The 14842-nt window shown below is 64.5% G+C and carries 12 protein-coding genes and 2 pseudogenes; 4 read left to right on the top strand and 10 right to left on the bottom strand.

Going from position 1 to position 14842, the window contains the following annotated elements:
• Positions 1-114 precede the first annotated feature (114 nt).
• The gene (locus XdyCFBP7245_RS12030) at positions 115-1050 is read right to left on the bottom strand and encodes a Gfo/Idh/MocA family protein (protein ID WP_104615855.1); all 936 of its coding nucleotides are present in this window, start codon (positions 1048-1050) and stop codon (positions 115-117) included.
• 368 nt (positions 1051-1418) lie between these two features.
• On the opposite strand from XdyCFBP7245_RS12030, the pseudogene XdyCFBP7245_RS24505 reads away from it, so the two are divergent.
• Positions 1419-1811, top strand: a pseudogene (locus XdyCFBP7245_RS24505) (VOC family protein); the annotation flags it as partial.
• 98 nt (positions 1812-1909) lie between these two features.
• On the opposite strand, the gene XdyCFBP7245_RS12015 reads toward XdyCFBP7245_RS24505, so the two are convergent.
• Together XdyCFBP7245_RS12015 and XdyCFBP7245_RS24750 are read right to left on the bottom strand one after the other, a co-directional pair.
• A complete protein-coding gene (locus XdyCFBP7245_RS12015) occupies positions 1910-2887 on the bottom strand; it encodes an NAD(P)H-quinone oxidoreductase (protein WP_104615853.1) in 978 nt (325 codons plus the stop codon).
• 131 nt (positions 2888-3018) lie between these two features.
• Positions 3019-3147, bottom strand: coding sequence for a hypothetical protein (locus XdyCFBP7245_RS24750; protein WP_280523193.1), 129 nt, complete (start codon positions 3145-3147; stop codon positions 3019-3021).
• Positions 3148-3466: 319 nt separating this feature from the next.
• On the opposite strand from XdyCFBP7245_RS24750, the gene metF reads away from it, so the two are divergent.
• Together metF and XdyCFBP7245_RS12000 are read left to right on the top strand one after the other, a co-directional pair.
• A complete protein-coding gene (metF, locus tag XdyCFBP7245_RS12005; RefSeq protein WP_104615852.1) occupies positions 3467-4294 on the top strand; it encodes a methylenetetrahydrofolate reductase [NAD(P)H] in 828 nt (275 codons plus the stop codon).
• 146 nt (positions 4295-4440) lie between these two features.
• A complete protein-coding gene (locus XdyCFBP7245_RS12000; protein ID WP_104615851.1) occupies positions 4441-5028 on the top strand; it encodes a hypothetical protein in 588 nt (195 codons plus the stop codon).
• Between the two features lie 246 nt (positions 5029-5274).
• On the opposite strand, the pseudogene XdyCFBP7245_RS11995 reads toward XdyCFBP7245_RS12000, so the two are convergent.
• The 5 genes and pseudogenes from XdyCFBP7245_RS11995 to XdyCFBP7245_RS11975 form a co-directional block, all read right to left on the bottom strand.
• Positions 5275-5559 (bottom strand): annotated as a pseudogene (locus tag XdyCFBP7245_RS11995) (P-loop nucleotide/nucleoside kinase family protein); the annotation flags it as partial.
• On the bottom strand, positions 5547-6494 hold the full coding sequence (locus XdyCFBP7245_RS11990; RefSeq protein ID WP_104615850.1) for a Nudix family hydrolase: 948 nt from the start codon (positions 6492-6494) through the stop codon (positions 5547-5549). The gene XdyCFBP7245_RS11990 and the pseudogene XdyCFBP7245_RS11995, both read right to left, overlap by 13 nt.
• A gap of 135 nt (positions 6495-6629) precedes the next feature.
• On the bottom strand, positions 6630-6995 hold the full coding sequence (locus tag XdyCFBP7245_RS11985; RefSeq protein WP_104615849.1) for a VOC family protein: 366 nt from the start codon (positions 6993-6995) through the stop codon (positions 6630-6632).
• Between the two features lie 564 nt (positions 6996-7559).
• Positions 7560-10298 carry a preprotein translocase subunit SecA gene (gene secA, locus XdyCFBP7245_RS11980; protein WP_104615848.1) on the bottom strand — a complete coding sequence of 913 codons (2739 nt, stop codon included), beginning with the start codon at positions 10296-10298 and terminating at the stop codon, positions 7560-7562.
• A 166-nt stretch (positions 10299-10464) separates the two neighbouring features.
• On the bottom strand, positions 10465-11409 hold the full coding sequence (locus XdyCFBP7245_RS11975) for a M23 family metallopeptidase (RefSeq protein WP_104615847.1): 945 nt from the start codon (positions 11407-11409) through the stop codon (positions 10465-10467).
• On the opposite strand from XdyCFBP7245_RS11975, the gene XdyCFBP7245_RS11970 reads away from it, so the two are divergent.
• Positions 11410-11856 carry a DciA family protein gene (locus tag XdyCFBP7245_RS11970; RefSeq protein ID WP_104615846.1) on the top strand — a complete coding sequence of 149 codons (447 nt, stop codon included), beginning with the start codon at positions 11410-11412 and terminating at the stop codon, positions 11854-11856.
• Between the two features lie 324 nt (positions 11857-12180).
• On the opposite strand, the gene lpxC is transcribed toward XdyCFBP7245_RS11970, so the two are convergent.
• Together lpxC and ftsZ are read right to left on the bottom strand one after the other, a co-directional pair.
• Positions 12181-13092, bottom strand: coding sequence for a UDP-3-O-acyl-N-acetylglucosamine deacetylase (lpxC, locus tag XdyCFBP7245_RS11965; RefSeq protein ID WP_104615845.1), 912 nt, complete (start codon positions 13090-13092; stop codon positions 12181-12183).
• 230 nt (positions 13093-13322) lie between these two features.
• A complete protein-coding gene (ftsZ, locus tag XdyCFBP7245_RS11960) occupies positions 13323-14558 on the bottom strand; it encodes a cell division protein FtsZ (protein ID WP_104615844.1) in 1236 nt (411 codons plus the stop codon).
• Between the last annotated feature and the right edge of the window lie 284 nt (positions 14559-14842).

The raw sequence follows: 14842 nt of genomic DNA, 5'->3' as shown, positions 1-14842 counted from the left end.
AGCGTCGCCGAACGTCAGTTGCATGGATGATTCCTCAACACGAGGCGGGTAGTGTCGCGCATCTGCCGTGCTTTGTTCAGAGGTTCCTTAGGTTCGCCGCGATAGCGCGATCGATTACCAGGCAAACGGCGCGGTGACCGTGCGTGCCCCGAGCAAAAACGCATCGGCCACATGCACGAACGGAGCGACATCCACCTCCGATTCGCCGGCACGCACCAACTGCACAAACCGCCGATACAGGCCATCGTATTCGCTCGATGCGGGCACGACCTGCGCCTGCCCGTCGATGTGCAGTTTGGCACCGCCTTCGCTGAGCATCAGTACGCCCTGGGTGGTTTCCACTTCGATATCCCAGCGTTGGTGGCCGGTCTGCAGGAAGTCGAATTCCGCCGTCACCGGCACGCCGGTGGTATCGACAAACGCGAGCCTGGCATACAGCGGCGCCTGACGGTTTTGCGGTGTGTGCAGCTCGGCCTCGCGCAATGCGAAGCTGCGCGGCAACAGGTGAGTGACGATGGACAACGCATTGATGCCGGGATCGAACACGCCCATGCCGCCGGGTTCGAGAATCCAGTCCTGACCCGGATGCCAGTGGCGGATGTCTTCCTTCCAGGTGATGTGGGCACGCACGATCTGCTTGTCGGCCAACCACGCGCGCGCAGGCTCCACGCCGGCCGCGCAACGCGAATGCCAACTGGTGAACAGGCTGCGCTGCGCCTGCTGCGCCACCTTGCGCAGGTCGTCGATCTCGGCAAGCGTGGCGGCCGGCGGCTTTTCCAGAAACACATGCCGGCCAGCGCTCAACGCTGCCTGCGCCAATGCATGCCGCCCCACCGGTGGCGTGCACAGGGCGACGGCTTCAAGCTCCGGATGCGCGGCGAACGCTTCATCCAGGGTGTGATACGCCGGGACGCCATCGACCGTGCCATGCCGGCTCACCGTGGCCACCAGCTGCACGTCCGGGCGCGCGGCGATGGTCGGCACGTGCTGGTCGCGGGCGATCTTGCCGATCCCGACAAGGGCAATGCGCAATGCGTCTGGATGCTTCATCGAAACCTTCGTGCTGATAGAGGAGGTGGACCCGCCGCGCTGTGCTGCCTGCGGCGAAGGGAGCTGGCCGACGCAACGTCTGGTCAGACCTCCTGCCACACGTGCGACGGCGCAGTGTACGACCCGGGCATAGCCCGCTGCGAGACATCGCTCCTGCTTGTTTTGCTATACCTGCGTGGCTGCCATGCAGCGGCTTCGTCAGTACTGCGCAGCTGCAACGCCTGCTGAAAGATGCGATACACGCCGCCGCGCCGATTGCGGCACGCGTCTTGACGGCCCGCGGCCATTGCAGCGATTAACGCCCTGCATCCGTACGGATCGGGGTCGCCGGCCGGCACACAGGCGCCACTCATCGCAGGACTGCATCGATGCTGCATCACGTCTCCATTGATGTTGGCAACATCGCGGCATCGGCGTCCTTTTACGACGCCGTGCTTAGAGCACTCGGCTAGGTGCGGGTGTGGTCGGACCTGGAGCCGGGCACGCCGGATCAGGCCGTCGGCTACTGGAGTCCCGGTGGCGAGGACTGGCCGGCTGTGAAACAACAACAGGCAACGCAACGCGCACCGAGCCGCGGATTCCATCTCGCATTTGCGGCCAGCACCGCTGCTGCGGTAGATGCCTTTCATCTGGCCGCACTTGAGCACGGCAGTCGCAGCAGCGGCGTGCCGGGTTGGCGACCCGACTATGGCAACGCGTATTACGCCGCGTTCGCCATCGACCCCGATGGCCGCCACATCGAAGCGGTGGTCGACCCCACCGCACAAGCGCCTGCCAGCGGTATCGGCTCGCATCGTCATGCTGCTGCGCTTGCGGTCGTCCGTTGTCTGCGGAACTCGCAGCGACGACCGAGTGCGGACTACATCTCCAGCACCACTTTGCCCAGATGGCTGCCCTGCTCCAGATAGCGATGCGCGGCGGCCGCCTCGCCGAGCGGGAAGCGCTTGTCGATCAGCACGCGGATCTTGCCTTGTTCGATCCATAGCCACACCACGCGCTCGACCTCCGCGGCAAGGCGCGCCTTTTCGTCGGCATTGCGCGGACGCAGGGTCGAGCCGGTGAGGATGGCCTGCTTGCGCATCAGCTGCGGAATCGGCACCTCGATGGTCGAGCCGGCCTGCGAGGCGATGTAGACGATGCGCCCGCGCGGGTTGAGCGCTTCCAGCGTATCGGCAAAGACCGCAGCGCCGACCATGTCGAGCGCCACGTCCACGCCGCCATGCGCTTTGGCCACGTCCACAAACGATTCGCTGGTGGAATCGATCGCCACATCGGCGCCCAGCTCGCGCGCCTGCGCCGCCTTGCCGGCCGAGCGCGCAGTGGCCAACACGTGCGCACCGGCGGCCTTGGCCATCTGGATGGCGGTGACGCCAATCCCTGAAGTCGCACCATGCAGCAACAGCCATTCGCCGGCCGCCAAGCGGCCATGCTCGAACAGGTTGGTATAGGCAGTGAAGATGGTTTCCGGCAACGCGGCCGCCTGCACCAGATCCATGCCGGCAGGAATCGGCAGCACATGCCGCGCATCGACCGCCGCATATTGCGCATAGCCACCGCCGCCCAGCAGCGCACAGACACGCTCGCCCACCTTCCAGCGACCGGCCGGCTCCACGATCTCGCCGGCCACTTCCAGACCCAGCGTTTCCGGCGCGCCCGGCGGCGGTGGATAGTGCCCGGCGCGCTGCAGCAGATCCGGGCGGTTGATGCCCGCCGCATGTACGCGGATCAGCACCTGCCCCGGCGCCGGACGTGGGCGCGCCTGTTCGGTGGCATACAGCGCGTCGGCGTCGCCCTTGCCATCGCGGATGGCGATGGCGGTCATCGTGGTGTCGGACATCAAGGCGCTCCGTTAAAGGGGCGCCCAGTGTAGGCAGGCAGATGTCAATACGTGGCGTAGAGCATGCGATGCGGCTGCACACCAGGCCTGCATCGCGCGCGACTGCGTGCAGCGGACGCGCGTGGCGATGCTCACTCCTGGTCGGGAGCGACGCCCTGGTCGATGTACTGGCGGATCGCTTCGAACACCTTGGACGTACCGTCGTCCTGGCCCGACGACAGACGCGCCGCAAAGTCGCTCAGCAACTTGCTGCCATCCACACCGGGCTGTTAGAAGGCGAACGCCAGATCGCCGACGCTGCGCGCCAACGTCACCCAGATGCGGCCCAGCGATTCGGCGATAACGTCCATTTCCTGCTCTTGCATGTCGCGCTCCGATCAAGTGGCGCGGGGTACCCAAGCCTGCTGCGCACGCCGCGTCATGCGGCGATCGCACGCAAGCAGGCTCGACCATGCAACCGCTGCACTGCGTACCTGCATGCTTGCGATTGCAGCTAACCAATCGAGACATTCGCAACCAAATATGCATTCATCGCGATGAAGCGATATTATGCGGGCACGATCCGCCGGACCCGCCGCGATGACGCATCTCAGCTTCGAGTTTTACCCGCCCAAGACCGACGACCAGCGCGCACAGCTGGACCGCACCGCGACCAAGTTGAAGGGCTATGCGCCCGAATATGTGTCGTGCACCTTCGGCGCCGGCGGCTCCACGCTCAGCTACACCTCCGAGACGGTGCGCCACCTCAAGCAGAAGCACGGCTTCGAAGCCGCGCCGCACCTGTCCTGTGTCGGCGGCAGCCGCCAGGAGATCCGCGAACTGCTCAAGCTGTATCGCGCCATCGGCTGTACCCGCATCGTCGCGCTGCGCGGCGATCTGCCCTCGGGGATGGGGCACCCTGGCGATTTGCGCTATGCCTCGGAACTGATCGCCTTCATCCGCGCCGAGCACGGCGATGCCTTCCGGATCGAAGTCGGCGCGTATCCGGAAACCCATCCGCAAGCGGTCGATGCCTTGAGCGACCTGCGCTACTTCAAGGCCAAGGTCGATGCCGGCGCCGATGCGGCAATCACCCAGTATTTCTACAACGCCGATGCCTACTTCCATTTTCGCGATGCGGTGCAGCGCATGGGCGTGGAGGTGCCGATTGTGCCCGGCATCATGCCGATCTCCAATTTCTCGCAGCTGCGGCGTTTTTCCGAGCAATGCGGTGCCGAGATCCCGCGCTGGATCGGCAAGAAGATGCAGTCCTACGGCGACGACGCCGATGCGGTGCGCGCCTTCGGTGCCGAAGTGGTGGCCAGTTTGTGCGAGCGCCTGATCGCCGGCGGCGCACCGGCGCTGCACTTCTATACGCTCAACCTGGCCAAGCCGACCACGCAGGTGCTGCAGTTGCTCGGGCGCTGAGGGCGGTCGCGCGCTATAACCACTTGCCGCAAACCGCCAGTAGAAATGCTTCAACGCACGCGGGCGCGGCCAGCTACGCCACACCCGCAGGCGTGCACTCTTTCGCGTTCCTCGCCAGCTCACGCGCGCCCGGCTACGCTGCGCGGATGTCTCGCCTCCTGCCAGTGATGTTGTTGCTGCTTTGCCTGCCTGCCGCCAACCGCGTGCAGGCACAGGAGATCCGTCGCTGCGTCACGCCGGACGGGCAAACCATGTTCACCGACCGCCGTTGCGAAGACGTGGGCGCTGCAATGCGCGCCACGCCGGCTGCGCGCACGCAGGGCAACACCGGGCTGCACCGCTATGGCTGCCCACGCAAGCTGAGCGAGCTGGTGTCGCTCCTGCAAAGCGCCGTGGACAGTCGCGACGTCAATCGCCTGTCCAGTCTCTACCTGTGGAGCGGGCAATCCGACGCAGCGGCCAACCAGGTGCTGAGCCGGCTGGAAGCCATCGTGCAACGCCCGCTGCTGGACATCGCACCGATGTATCCGCAGACCGATACGCCCACCGGAGATGCAGACACCGCCGCGGCAACCCCGTCGCTGGACGGCAGCACGATCGATGCGCCACTGCCCGCGCCCACACGCCCACGCCCGTGGGGCCTGCGCCTGGAACAGAACCTCGCCAGCGGCACGCCTGCGCGCAGCGTGTTGCGCTTGCGCCGGCAATACAACTGCTTTTGGGTGACGTTTTAAGGCGGTTTACGAACACACTGCGTGCATCACACGGACCTCGCCCCGCATGCTCACTCAGCATTGGCACGCGCTGCCGCAGTTCTTTGACCACGCTGCCTGCTCCGCCAAACGACACATCGCTGTTTTGTCAGCAGCCACACACTGGCAGCGAGGTTGGATCGGTCCATCACACACGTGGGTTGCAGCGCCAGACCGTCTCTACTGCGAACACCCTCACGCGGCTTTGCGTGCGCAGCGCTTCCCCGCGCGCCAGGATGCACGGGTGACCGGCAACGGATTCACGCAGTCGGCGACCACCACATGGTCTTGGCGTAGATTGGCCTGCGCAAGTGCGTAAGCGATCAGGTAGCCGGCCGGCCCGACCTCGGTCGCGAGTTCACCGCTCTCGCGCAGTGCCTGCTCGATCGTATCGATGCGCAGATAAAACGCGGGGCATTGCATCAGCAAGGCCTGAGCGATGACGCTCTTGCCCACGCCCGGCAATCCACCGAACACCACCAGGGTCGGTGGCGATTCGCTCACTGCGGCCACAGCGAGCGAATCGCCGCAATACCTTGTGCGCCATGCGAGCGTGCTTCGCGCAGGTCGGCCGCCTGCATGCCGCCGAGCGCGTAGATCGGCAACGACACCTGCTCGCGCAGGGTTTCGAAGCCGTCCCATCCCAGCGGTGTCGCACCCGGATGCGATGCGGTGGCCTGCACCGGGCCCAGCACCGCAAAATCGCAGCCAAGCCGCTGCGCGTGGCGCAAATCCTCCACCCCATGGCACGAGGCGGCCACCAGGTGTTCGGCGGGCAGCGGGCGCTCCTGCAAACCGGCCAACTGCTCCGATCCCAGATGCACGCCGATACCAAGTTCCGCAGCCAGCGCGATATCGCGATTGAGCAGCAGCTGCGCGCGCGTGCGCCCGCGCAGGTTCATCACCTGCTGCAACAACGCCTGCCAACGCGCTGGCGCGACCTGGCGCCCGCGCAGCTGGATGCGGGTCACGCCGTCCTGCAGGGCGCGCTCCAGACTTTCCAGCCAGCGCGCATCGTCGTCTGGCTCGGGCGTGATCAGATAGCGGTCGGGCTGACGCAGCACACCCACCACCGGCACGTCGGCCGGCGGCATCGAATAACGCGCAAGTTTGTCGGCCGCCACCCAGGTCATGGCCTGGCCTTCGCGACCGCGCGGGCTGCCTTTCCAGGATGCGATGTGCCGCACTTCCAGGCGCAGGCGCTTGTCCGGATACAGCTGCGGCACGTCCATGACCCACTCGCCGACCTGGGCCTCGATACCGAGTTCTTCATTGAGCTCGCGCACCAGCGCCTGCTCGGAGGTTTCGCCGGGCTCGCGCTTGCCGCCGGGGAATTCCCACAGTCCGGGCATGTCGCGGGTTTCGGTACGCCGCGTCAGCAGGATGCGGCCGCGCGGGTCGGTGATTACGCCGGCAACGACGTGGATGGATCGAAGGGAATCGGGCATGCAACAAGAGTGCCGCGAGTCAGCGGTTCAGCGCAATCGCTTGAGGGCGGGGATTGCGAATTCGGGATTGGTCAAAGCGCAGCACGCGTGCTTCTGCCAATCCCGACTCCCCAATCTCCAATCTCCAATCCCGGCCTACAACGGCTGCCCGATCCGCCACAACACGCCACTGGGATCATGCAGGGTGAAATCGCGCGCGCCCCACGGTCGGTCTTCCAGCGCACTAAAGCTCACCCCGAACTGCTCGTCCACCCCCAAGTCATGCACGTGCTGCCACCACCCGTCAGCATCGTCCACCCACAGATGCAGCATCAGGTTTTCGGCCAGCTCGCGCAGATAGAAATCCTGCAGCAAGAACGCACAATTCGCACCGTGTCGAAAGCAGGTCACGTTGCCCACCTCGTCCTCCTGCACGAAGCCCAGTGCGCGATAAAAGCGCTGCGACAACGCGTAGTCGCGCGCAGGCACGAACACCTTCAGTTGCTGGCTGGACAACGACATGACCGCACTCCACGCAGGACGTGGGCCTGAGCATACGCCCGCAGTCGCGCAGGCGGAAAAGCATGTCTACGGCGGGGACAATGAGTACCGCAACAGATGCGGGAGCGTAGAGCGGACCTCGCCGTGCTGACACTCATCGGGAGAGCGCTCGCCAAGCGTGCTCTCCGTCCACACTCTAGTTTCTTGAAACCGCCGTCGACTCTCCGCGAGCAACGCCCGGCAGGAGGCGCCAAAGGCGCGGGGCTCGGAAACCAGGCCATGTCCCCGCCTCCGCCACACGTATCCGGCTTCCCAGGAAACCCACGGATACGCGTCGTCAGCAGAGCTCGCTTGGTAGAGGGCGCATGCCGAAGGCGCAAGCATCAAACGCGAACACGTATCCCTGAGTACGCCATTCCGTCACCGGACTTTCGAAAACCCCCAAGAATCCCTTTCGTAGGTAGAGCCCCCTTGGTAAGGGGGGCGCGCCCAAGGCGCGGGGATCGGAAGCAATACCGTGAGCCCGCTATCCGCGTTGCGGATAGCGGGTGCGCAGCCCGCTTCGCGGGCTGCGTCACGGTCAGCTCAGCTGAGCTGACCGTGGCAGTGCTTGTACTTCTTGCCGCTGCCGCACGGGCATGGGTCGTTCCGGCCCACCTTGGGTTCGTCGCGGATGACCTGCGAGACCGGTACCGGTGCGCTGCCACCCTGCATCTGCTCCACTTCCTCGTCGGCGCCGTAACCGCCTGCGTCCTGGTGCTGGAACTGCGAGGCCATCAGGCGTGCTTGCGCCTGAAGACGTTCCTGCTCTTCCAGCTCGGCCACTTCCTCTTCGCTGCGGATGCGCACGCGCGCCAGCAGGTTGACCACTTCGCGCTTGACGTTCTCCAGCATTTCGGAGAACAGCTCGAAGGCTTCCTTCTTGTATTCCTGCTTGGGCTGCTTCTGCGCGTAACCACGCAGATAGATGCCTTGGCGCAGGTAATCCATCTTGGCCAGATGCTCCTTCCAGCCCTGGTCGAGCACCGTCAGCATCACGTGCTTTTCCAGCGCGCGCATGGTGTCGTTGCCCACCGCCGCTTCCTTCTCTGCAAAGTGCGCATCCACCGCAGTCTGCACCTTGGCGGCAATCTGCTCGGCGTCCAGTTCTTCCTGCGTGCGTGCCATTTCGCGCAACGCCATCGGCATGCCCAGCTCCGATTCCAGCGTGGCTTCCAGTCCCTGCAGGTCCCACTGTTCGTCCACCGAATTGGGCGGCACGAAGCGAGCCACCAGGTCATAGATCACATCGCCACGGATGCCATCGACGTTGTCCTTCACCGACTCGGCGTCCAGCAACTCGTCGCGCTGCGCGTAGATCACCTTGCGCTGATCGTTGTTGACGTCGTCGAAGTCCAACAGGTTCTTGCGGATGTCGAAGTTATGCGCTTCCACCTTGCGCTGCGCCTTTTCGATCTGCCGGCTGACCAGGCGATCTTCGATGACGTCGTCTTCCTTCATGCCCATCATGCGCATCGCCTTCTGGACCCAGTCCGAGGCGAAGATGCGCATCAGATTGTCTTCCAGCGACAGATAGAAACGCGACGACCCCGGGTCGCCCTGACGACCGGCACGGCCGCGCAACTGGTTGTCGATACGCCGCGATTCGTGGCGCTCGGTCCCGATGATGTGCAGGCCGCCGGCCGCCTTGACCGCGTCATGGCGACGCTGCCAATCGGTCTTGATCTTGAAGCGCGCGTCTTCGCTCGCATCCTCGCCCAGCGCGTGGTACTCCGACTCGAGCGAACCGCCCAGCACGATGTCGGTACCGCGACCGGCCATGTTGGTGGCGATGGTCACCGCGCCCGGCTGACCGGCGTTGGCCACGATGGTGGCTTCGCGCTCGTGCTGCTTGGCATTGAGCACTTCGTGCTGCACGCCGGCCTTGCGCAGATGCTCGGACAGCATCTCCGAGGTTTCGATCGAGGTGGTCCCCACCAGCACCGGCTGGCCGCGCTTGGCGCAGTCTTCGATGTCGGCCAGCACCGCGTTGAACTTGCCCTTGCGGTTGAGGAACACCTGGTCCGGATGGTCCTTGCGCACGGTCGGGCGGTTGGTCGGAATCACCACCACTTCCAGGCCGTAGATGCTCTGGAATTCGTAGGCTTCGGTGTCGGCCGTACCGGTCATGCCGGACAGCTTCTTGTACATGCGGAACAGGTTCTGGAAGGTGATGCTGGCCAGCGTCTGGTTCTCGCGCTGTACCGGCACGCCTTCCTTCGCTTCGACCGCCTGGTGCAGGCCGTCGGACCAGCGACGCCCGCTCAGCGTACGGCCGGTGAATTCGTCCACGATCACCACTTCGCCATCGCGCACGATGTAATCCACATCGCGCTGATAGATCGCATGCGCACGCAGCGCCGCGTTGAGGTGATGCACCACGCTCAGGTTCTGCGCGGCGTACAGGCCGTCTTCGGCGTTTTCCAGGATGCCGGCCTGCATCAGCAGTTCTTCGGCGTGGCCCATGCCCGCCTCCGACAGATGCACCTGCTTGCCCTTCTCGTCGATCCAGTAATCGCCCTCGCCTTCCTCGCTTTCCTGCTTGGTCAGCTGCGGCACGATCCGGTTGACGCGGATGTACAGCTCCGGCGACTCGTCGGCCGGGCCGGAAATGATCAGCGGGGTGCGCGCTTCGTCGATCAGGATCGAGTCGACTTCGTCGACGATCGCGTAATGCAGATTGCGCTGATAGCGGTCCGCGCGCGACAGCGCCATGTTGTCGCGCAGATAATCGAAGCCGAACTCGTTATTGGTGCCGTAGGTGATGTCGCTGCCGTAGGCCTCGCGCTTGTCGCTATGCGGCATGCCCGGATACACCACGCCCACGCTCAGCCCCAGCCAGTTGTACAACTTGCCCATCTGCGCCGCGTCGCGACGCGCCAGGTAGTCGTTGACGGTGACCACATGCACGCCCTCGCCCTGCAGCGCGTTGAGGTACACCGGCAGGGTCGCTACCAGGGTCTTGCCTTCGCCGGTGCGCATCTCGGCGATCTTGCCCAGATGCAGCACCATGCCGCCGATCAGCTGCACGTCGTAGTGGCGCATGCCGAGCACGCGGCGGCTGGCCTCGCGGCACACCGCAAACGCCTCGGGAAGGATCTTGTCCAGGGACTCGCCGGCGGCAAGCCGCTGCTTGAACTCCGGGGTCTTGGCTTGCAGCTCGGCGTCGGAGAGCTTCTCGATCGTCGGCTCCAGCGCATTGATCTGGGTGACGAGGCGGGTGAGCTGGCGCAGCTGGCGTTCGTTACGACTGCCAAAGACACGGGTAAGCAGACTGTTGATCATTGAAGAAACCGGTTGAAAAGGAACGGTTTGACCGACGCCGGTCCCCAAGACCCGACCGCCGTAAACGAAACAGGGCGCACTGCGCCCTGTCATGGCAACACCCTATTGTAGCTTGGGGCGAGCCTTCACGAATCAAGCACCTCCATCGGAGCGTGCCATGCCTTCGTCAACCGCGCCCTCGGCGCCCCACTGGTGTATTGGTGTCGCCCAGGAACTTGCGCGGATTGACCACGCGGCCATCGGCCCACACCTCGAAATGCACGTGCGCACCGGTGGAACGACCGCTGGAGCCGGCCCTGGCCACCTGCTGGCCGGCACGCACCAGATCGCCTACCTTCACCACCAGCCGCGAGTTGTGCGCGTAGCGGGTGACGTAACCGTTGCCGTGATCCACTTCGACCACATTGCCGTAGCCGCCACGCACACCGGCGTAGCTGACCACGCCGTCGGCGACCGACATCACCGGGTCGCCCACGTTGGCATGGAAGTCCACACCCTTGTGGAAGGCCGAACCGCCGTCGAACGGATCGGCGCGGCCGCCAAAGCCGGAGGTGATGTAGGTGTTGCGGATCGGCATCCGCGAGGGCACCGAATTCTGCTCGAGCTGATGATCGAACATCAGCGCCGCCAGTACGTTCAGTTGTTGGCCGGAGGCGGAGAACTGCTGTTCGACTTGCCCTAGCGTCTGCTTGAGCGATTCGACCGGCATGTCGCTGACCGTCTCATCGCCGCCACCGACGCCGACCGGCTCGTCGAAGTCGAACTCGCCGTCCTTCAACTTGCCCATTTCGGTCAACCGCTCGCCCAACGCATTAAGGCGGGTAGCCTGCGCTTGCAGCTCGCCCATGCGTGCGGCCAGTGCATTGACCTGCGCCTGCGAGGCGCGCTGCGCCTGGGCCAGCTCGGCCTGCTGCTGCGCGACCTTGGCCTGCAGCGCGGAATTGGTCACCATGCCGGTAGCGGCGCTTGCACCGACGCCGATCAGCATGCCCAGGCCGAGCACGGCACCGAGCACCACCATCGGTCGGTCCGACGCAAAACCCTGGAACTGTCGAGCCACACGCTGGGCCCTGGTTTGCCGAGATTTGATTACAACTTTTTTTAACGCCATATGAGTGTCATGTCCAAGCCCAAGTCCAACGCACGCAACCCTTCCGCTCCGCAGCAGGCCATCGAGGCCGCGCTGGGTGAAAAGGCTGGCGACCCCTTGCGCCGCGCCTTGTGGCTCGATGCGCTGGACCGGCAGTTGCGCCCCCTGTTACCGCCCCATCTGGCCACCCGTTGCCGGTTGGCCAATGTCCGGGGCGAACAGCTCGTTTTTCTGGTTGATTCACCGATCTGGCATGCCAAGGTGCGGCTCGCCGAGACCCAACTTCTTGATGCCGCCCGGTCCATCGGGTTGAAGGCCACCGCAGTGACCGTCAAGACGGCAAGCACTCCACTGCATTCCCCAATGCAGCAGAACCGCGACCGTCCACGGCCGGTGTCCGAAGCCACGCACAAGGGTCTGCGCGAGGCACTGGCATCCTTGCAGGACGTCGTGCCGACCAAGCGGTGACGTCCCTGCCGCCATCTCCGGGCGGCCAGCAGTGCGTGAAAAGATTGCGAAGACCACGCACGACCCGACGCATCCTAGCGGTCATGGCGCCCGCAGGAGTTAGAGAAGTCTTAAAAAAGAGTTAAGAACGGGACCTAAATCCGACCTGGCTCACGCTTTCGGTGCCGATTGCGGCATTCCCTGACACATAGCCACGGGGTAGACACAGTCGGCGAACGGCCAGCGGCGGGGGGCGGGGGCGTTTAGCCGATCTCATGCAGCTACCCATCGCCATCGGGCAGAAGCCGTGCGAACCTGAAGGCGGCGCGGCGGGTCTTGCCTGTCTCAGGCGTAGACGGGGCTGGCGTAGGTCACCGGCGGTTGCTCGGTTCCTTCGGGGAAGCTGACCCATTCCCAGGCGGCCTGGTCCGCCAGCAGCGCGCGCACCAGCTTGTTGTTGAGCGCATGCCCGGACTTGAAGCCTTCGTAGGCGCCCAGAATGGCGCCGCCGGCCAGATAGAGGTCGCCGATGGCATCCAGGATTTTATGGCGCACGAATTCGTTGGTGTAGCGCAAGCCGTCTTCGTTGAGCACGCGGAACTCGTCCAGCACGATGGCGTTGTCCATCGAACCGCCCAGGCCCAGATTGCGCTCGCGCATGTACTCAAGGTCGCGCATGAAGCCGAAGGTGCGGGCGCGCGAGATTTCCTTGACGTAGGCCGAGGTGGAGAACTCGATTTCCTGGCGCGATTGCTTGGCCGGGATCATCGGGTGATTGAATTCGATGGTGAAGCCCAGCTTGTAGCCGTCGTACGGCTCGAAGCGCGCGACCTTGTCGCCCTCGCGCACTTCCACCGGCTGTTTGATGCGGATGAAGCGCTTGGCCTTGTTCTGCTCGACGATGCCTGCCGACTGCAGCAGGAACACGAACGGGCCGGACGAACCGTCCATGATCGGCAACTCGGCCGAGGACAGTTCGACGATGACGTTGTCCACACCCAGGCCGGCCAGTGCCGACATCAGGTGTTCGACGGTCTGGATCTTGGCGCCGTTGCAGGTCAGACCGGTACACAGCGTGGTCTCGGTGACCAGCTCGGCATCGGCGGGGACTTCGATGACCGGTTCCAGGTCCACACGCCGGAACGCCACGCCGTGATCGACCGGGGCCGGTCGCAGCGTCATGTACACCTTGTCGCCGCTATGCAGGCCGACGCCGGTGGCGCGAATGGTGTTTTTAAGAGTGCGTTGCTGGGTCATATGCGAAGTCTGGAGGAACAATGCAGACAGACGCTGAACCGACTGTCTATTGGGTAAACATTATCCGAATTTTAACAAATTACGCGTGATGAGAGGTGTCATGCCACTGTCTTGCCATTGCAAAAGCTGCCGGATCGTGACCGATCCGGCAGAAAAGGACATGGCATTACAGCCCCGACAGCGGTCGGGTGGGGCGGGCTACGCCGCCGTGGCGACGCAGCCGACGCCCATCAGTCGGCCTGGCGGCGCAGGAACGCCGGGATATCCAGGTAATCGTTGGGCAGGTCTGCGGCCGGCGGTGCAGCATTGCCGGCACTGTGGCCGCTGCCGACCGAGTCGCTGCTCGGACGACGCAGGCCCAGGCCCATGCTGCCGCCGACGGCCTTGGACACCGCGTCGCCGCTGGTGGTGTCGAAGTCGCCGAATTCCGGCTGGCCGGTGGTGGCATTGCGCACCAGCTTGATCGGCGCGCGCTGGTCCGGACGCTGGGTCTGGCGGGCAACCGCACGGTTCAGGCCGGTGGCCACCACGGTCACGCGCACTTCGTCCTGCATGTCCGGGTCGAGCACGGTGCCGACGACCACAGTGGCATCTTCCGAGGCGAACGCTTCGATGGTGCGGCCGATCTCGTCGAACTCGGCCATGGTGAAGTCCGGGCCGGCGGTGATGTTGACCAGGATGCCGTTGGCACCGGCCAGGTTCACATCGTCCAGCAGCGGGTTCTGGATGGCGGCTTCGGCAGCGGCCTGCGCGCGATCGTCGCCGCGTGCCGAACCGGTGCCCATCATGGCCAGACCCATTTCCGACATCACGGTGCGCACGTCGGCAAAGTCGACGTTGATCAGACCCGGACGCACGATCAGATCGGCGATGCCCTGCACGGCGCCCTGCAGCACGTCGTTGGCAGCGCGGAAGGCCTGGATCATGGTGGCATTACGGCCAAGCACGGTGATCAGCTTTTCGTTTGGAATGGTGATCAACGAATCGCAATGCTGGCTCAGTTCCTCGATGCCCTTGAGCGCTACCTGCATGCGGCGACGGCCTTCGAACGGGAACGGCTTGGTGACCACGGCCACGGTCAGGATGCCCATCTCCTTGGCCAGCTGCGCAACCACGGGGGCCGCGCCGGTACCGGTGCCGCCGCCCATACCGGCGGTGATGAATACCATGTCCGCACCCTGTAAGGCGTCCATGATGCGCTCGCGATCTTCCAGCGCCGCCTGACGGCCGACTTCCGGATTGGCGCCTGCGCCCAGGCCCTTGGTCACGTTGGTGCCGAGCTGCAGCTGCAACTTGGCGCCGCAGTTCTTGATCGCCTGCGAGTCGGTGTTGGCGGTGATGAATTCCACGCCATCGACGTTGGTGTTGACCATGTGCGCAACCGCGTTACCGCCGCCGCCGCCCACGCCAACGACCTTGATGACCGCGTTGGGAGCCATCTTTTCGATCAGTTCAAAATGTGCCATGTCAGTGTCCTCTTGAGATGCCGTGAATGGGGAATCGGGAATGGGGAATCGGAGTGCTCCGTTCGCCAGCCCAACACCCGCATGTCGGCGAATGTTGTTGTTTGAATACCGGGAATGGGGGAGTCGGGAATGGGGAATCGCAGCAACGAATCACCTTCACGCCAACCACTGCCTCCTCGGCGGAACCACAAAAAAATTACGTCCTGCCCGCTCTCACCGCTCTCCACTCAAACCTGCCGCAACCGCTCTGCCTTTGCTTCAACCAATTCCCGAATCCCAAATCC

It is taken from the genome of Xanthomonas dyei, from assembly GCF_002939865.1.
GTDB lineage: Bacteria > Pseudomonadota > Gammaproteobacteria > Xanthomonadales > Xanthomonadaceae > Xanthomonas > Xanthomonas dyei.
Note: the sequence above shows the minus strand (reverse complement) of the source record. Positions and strands in the feature narration are given on the sequence as shown.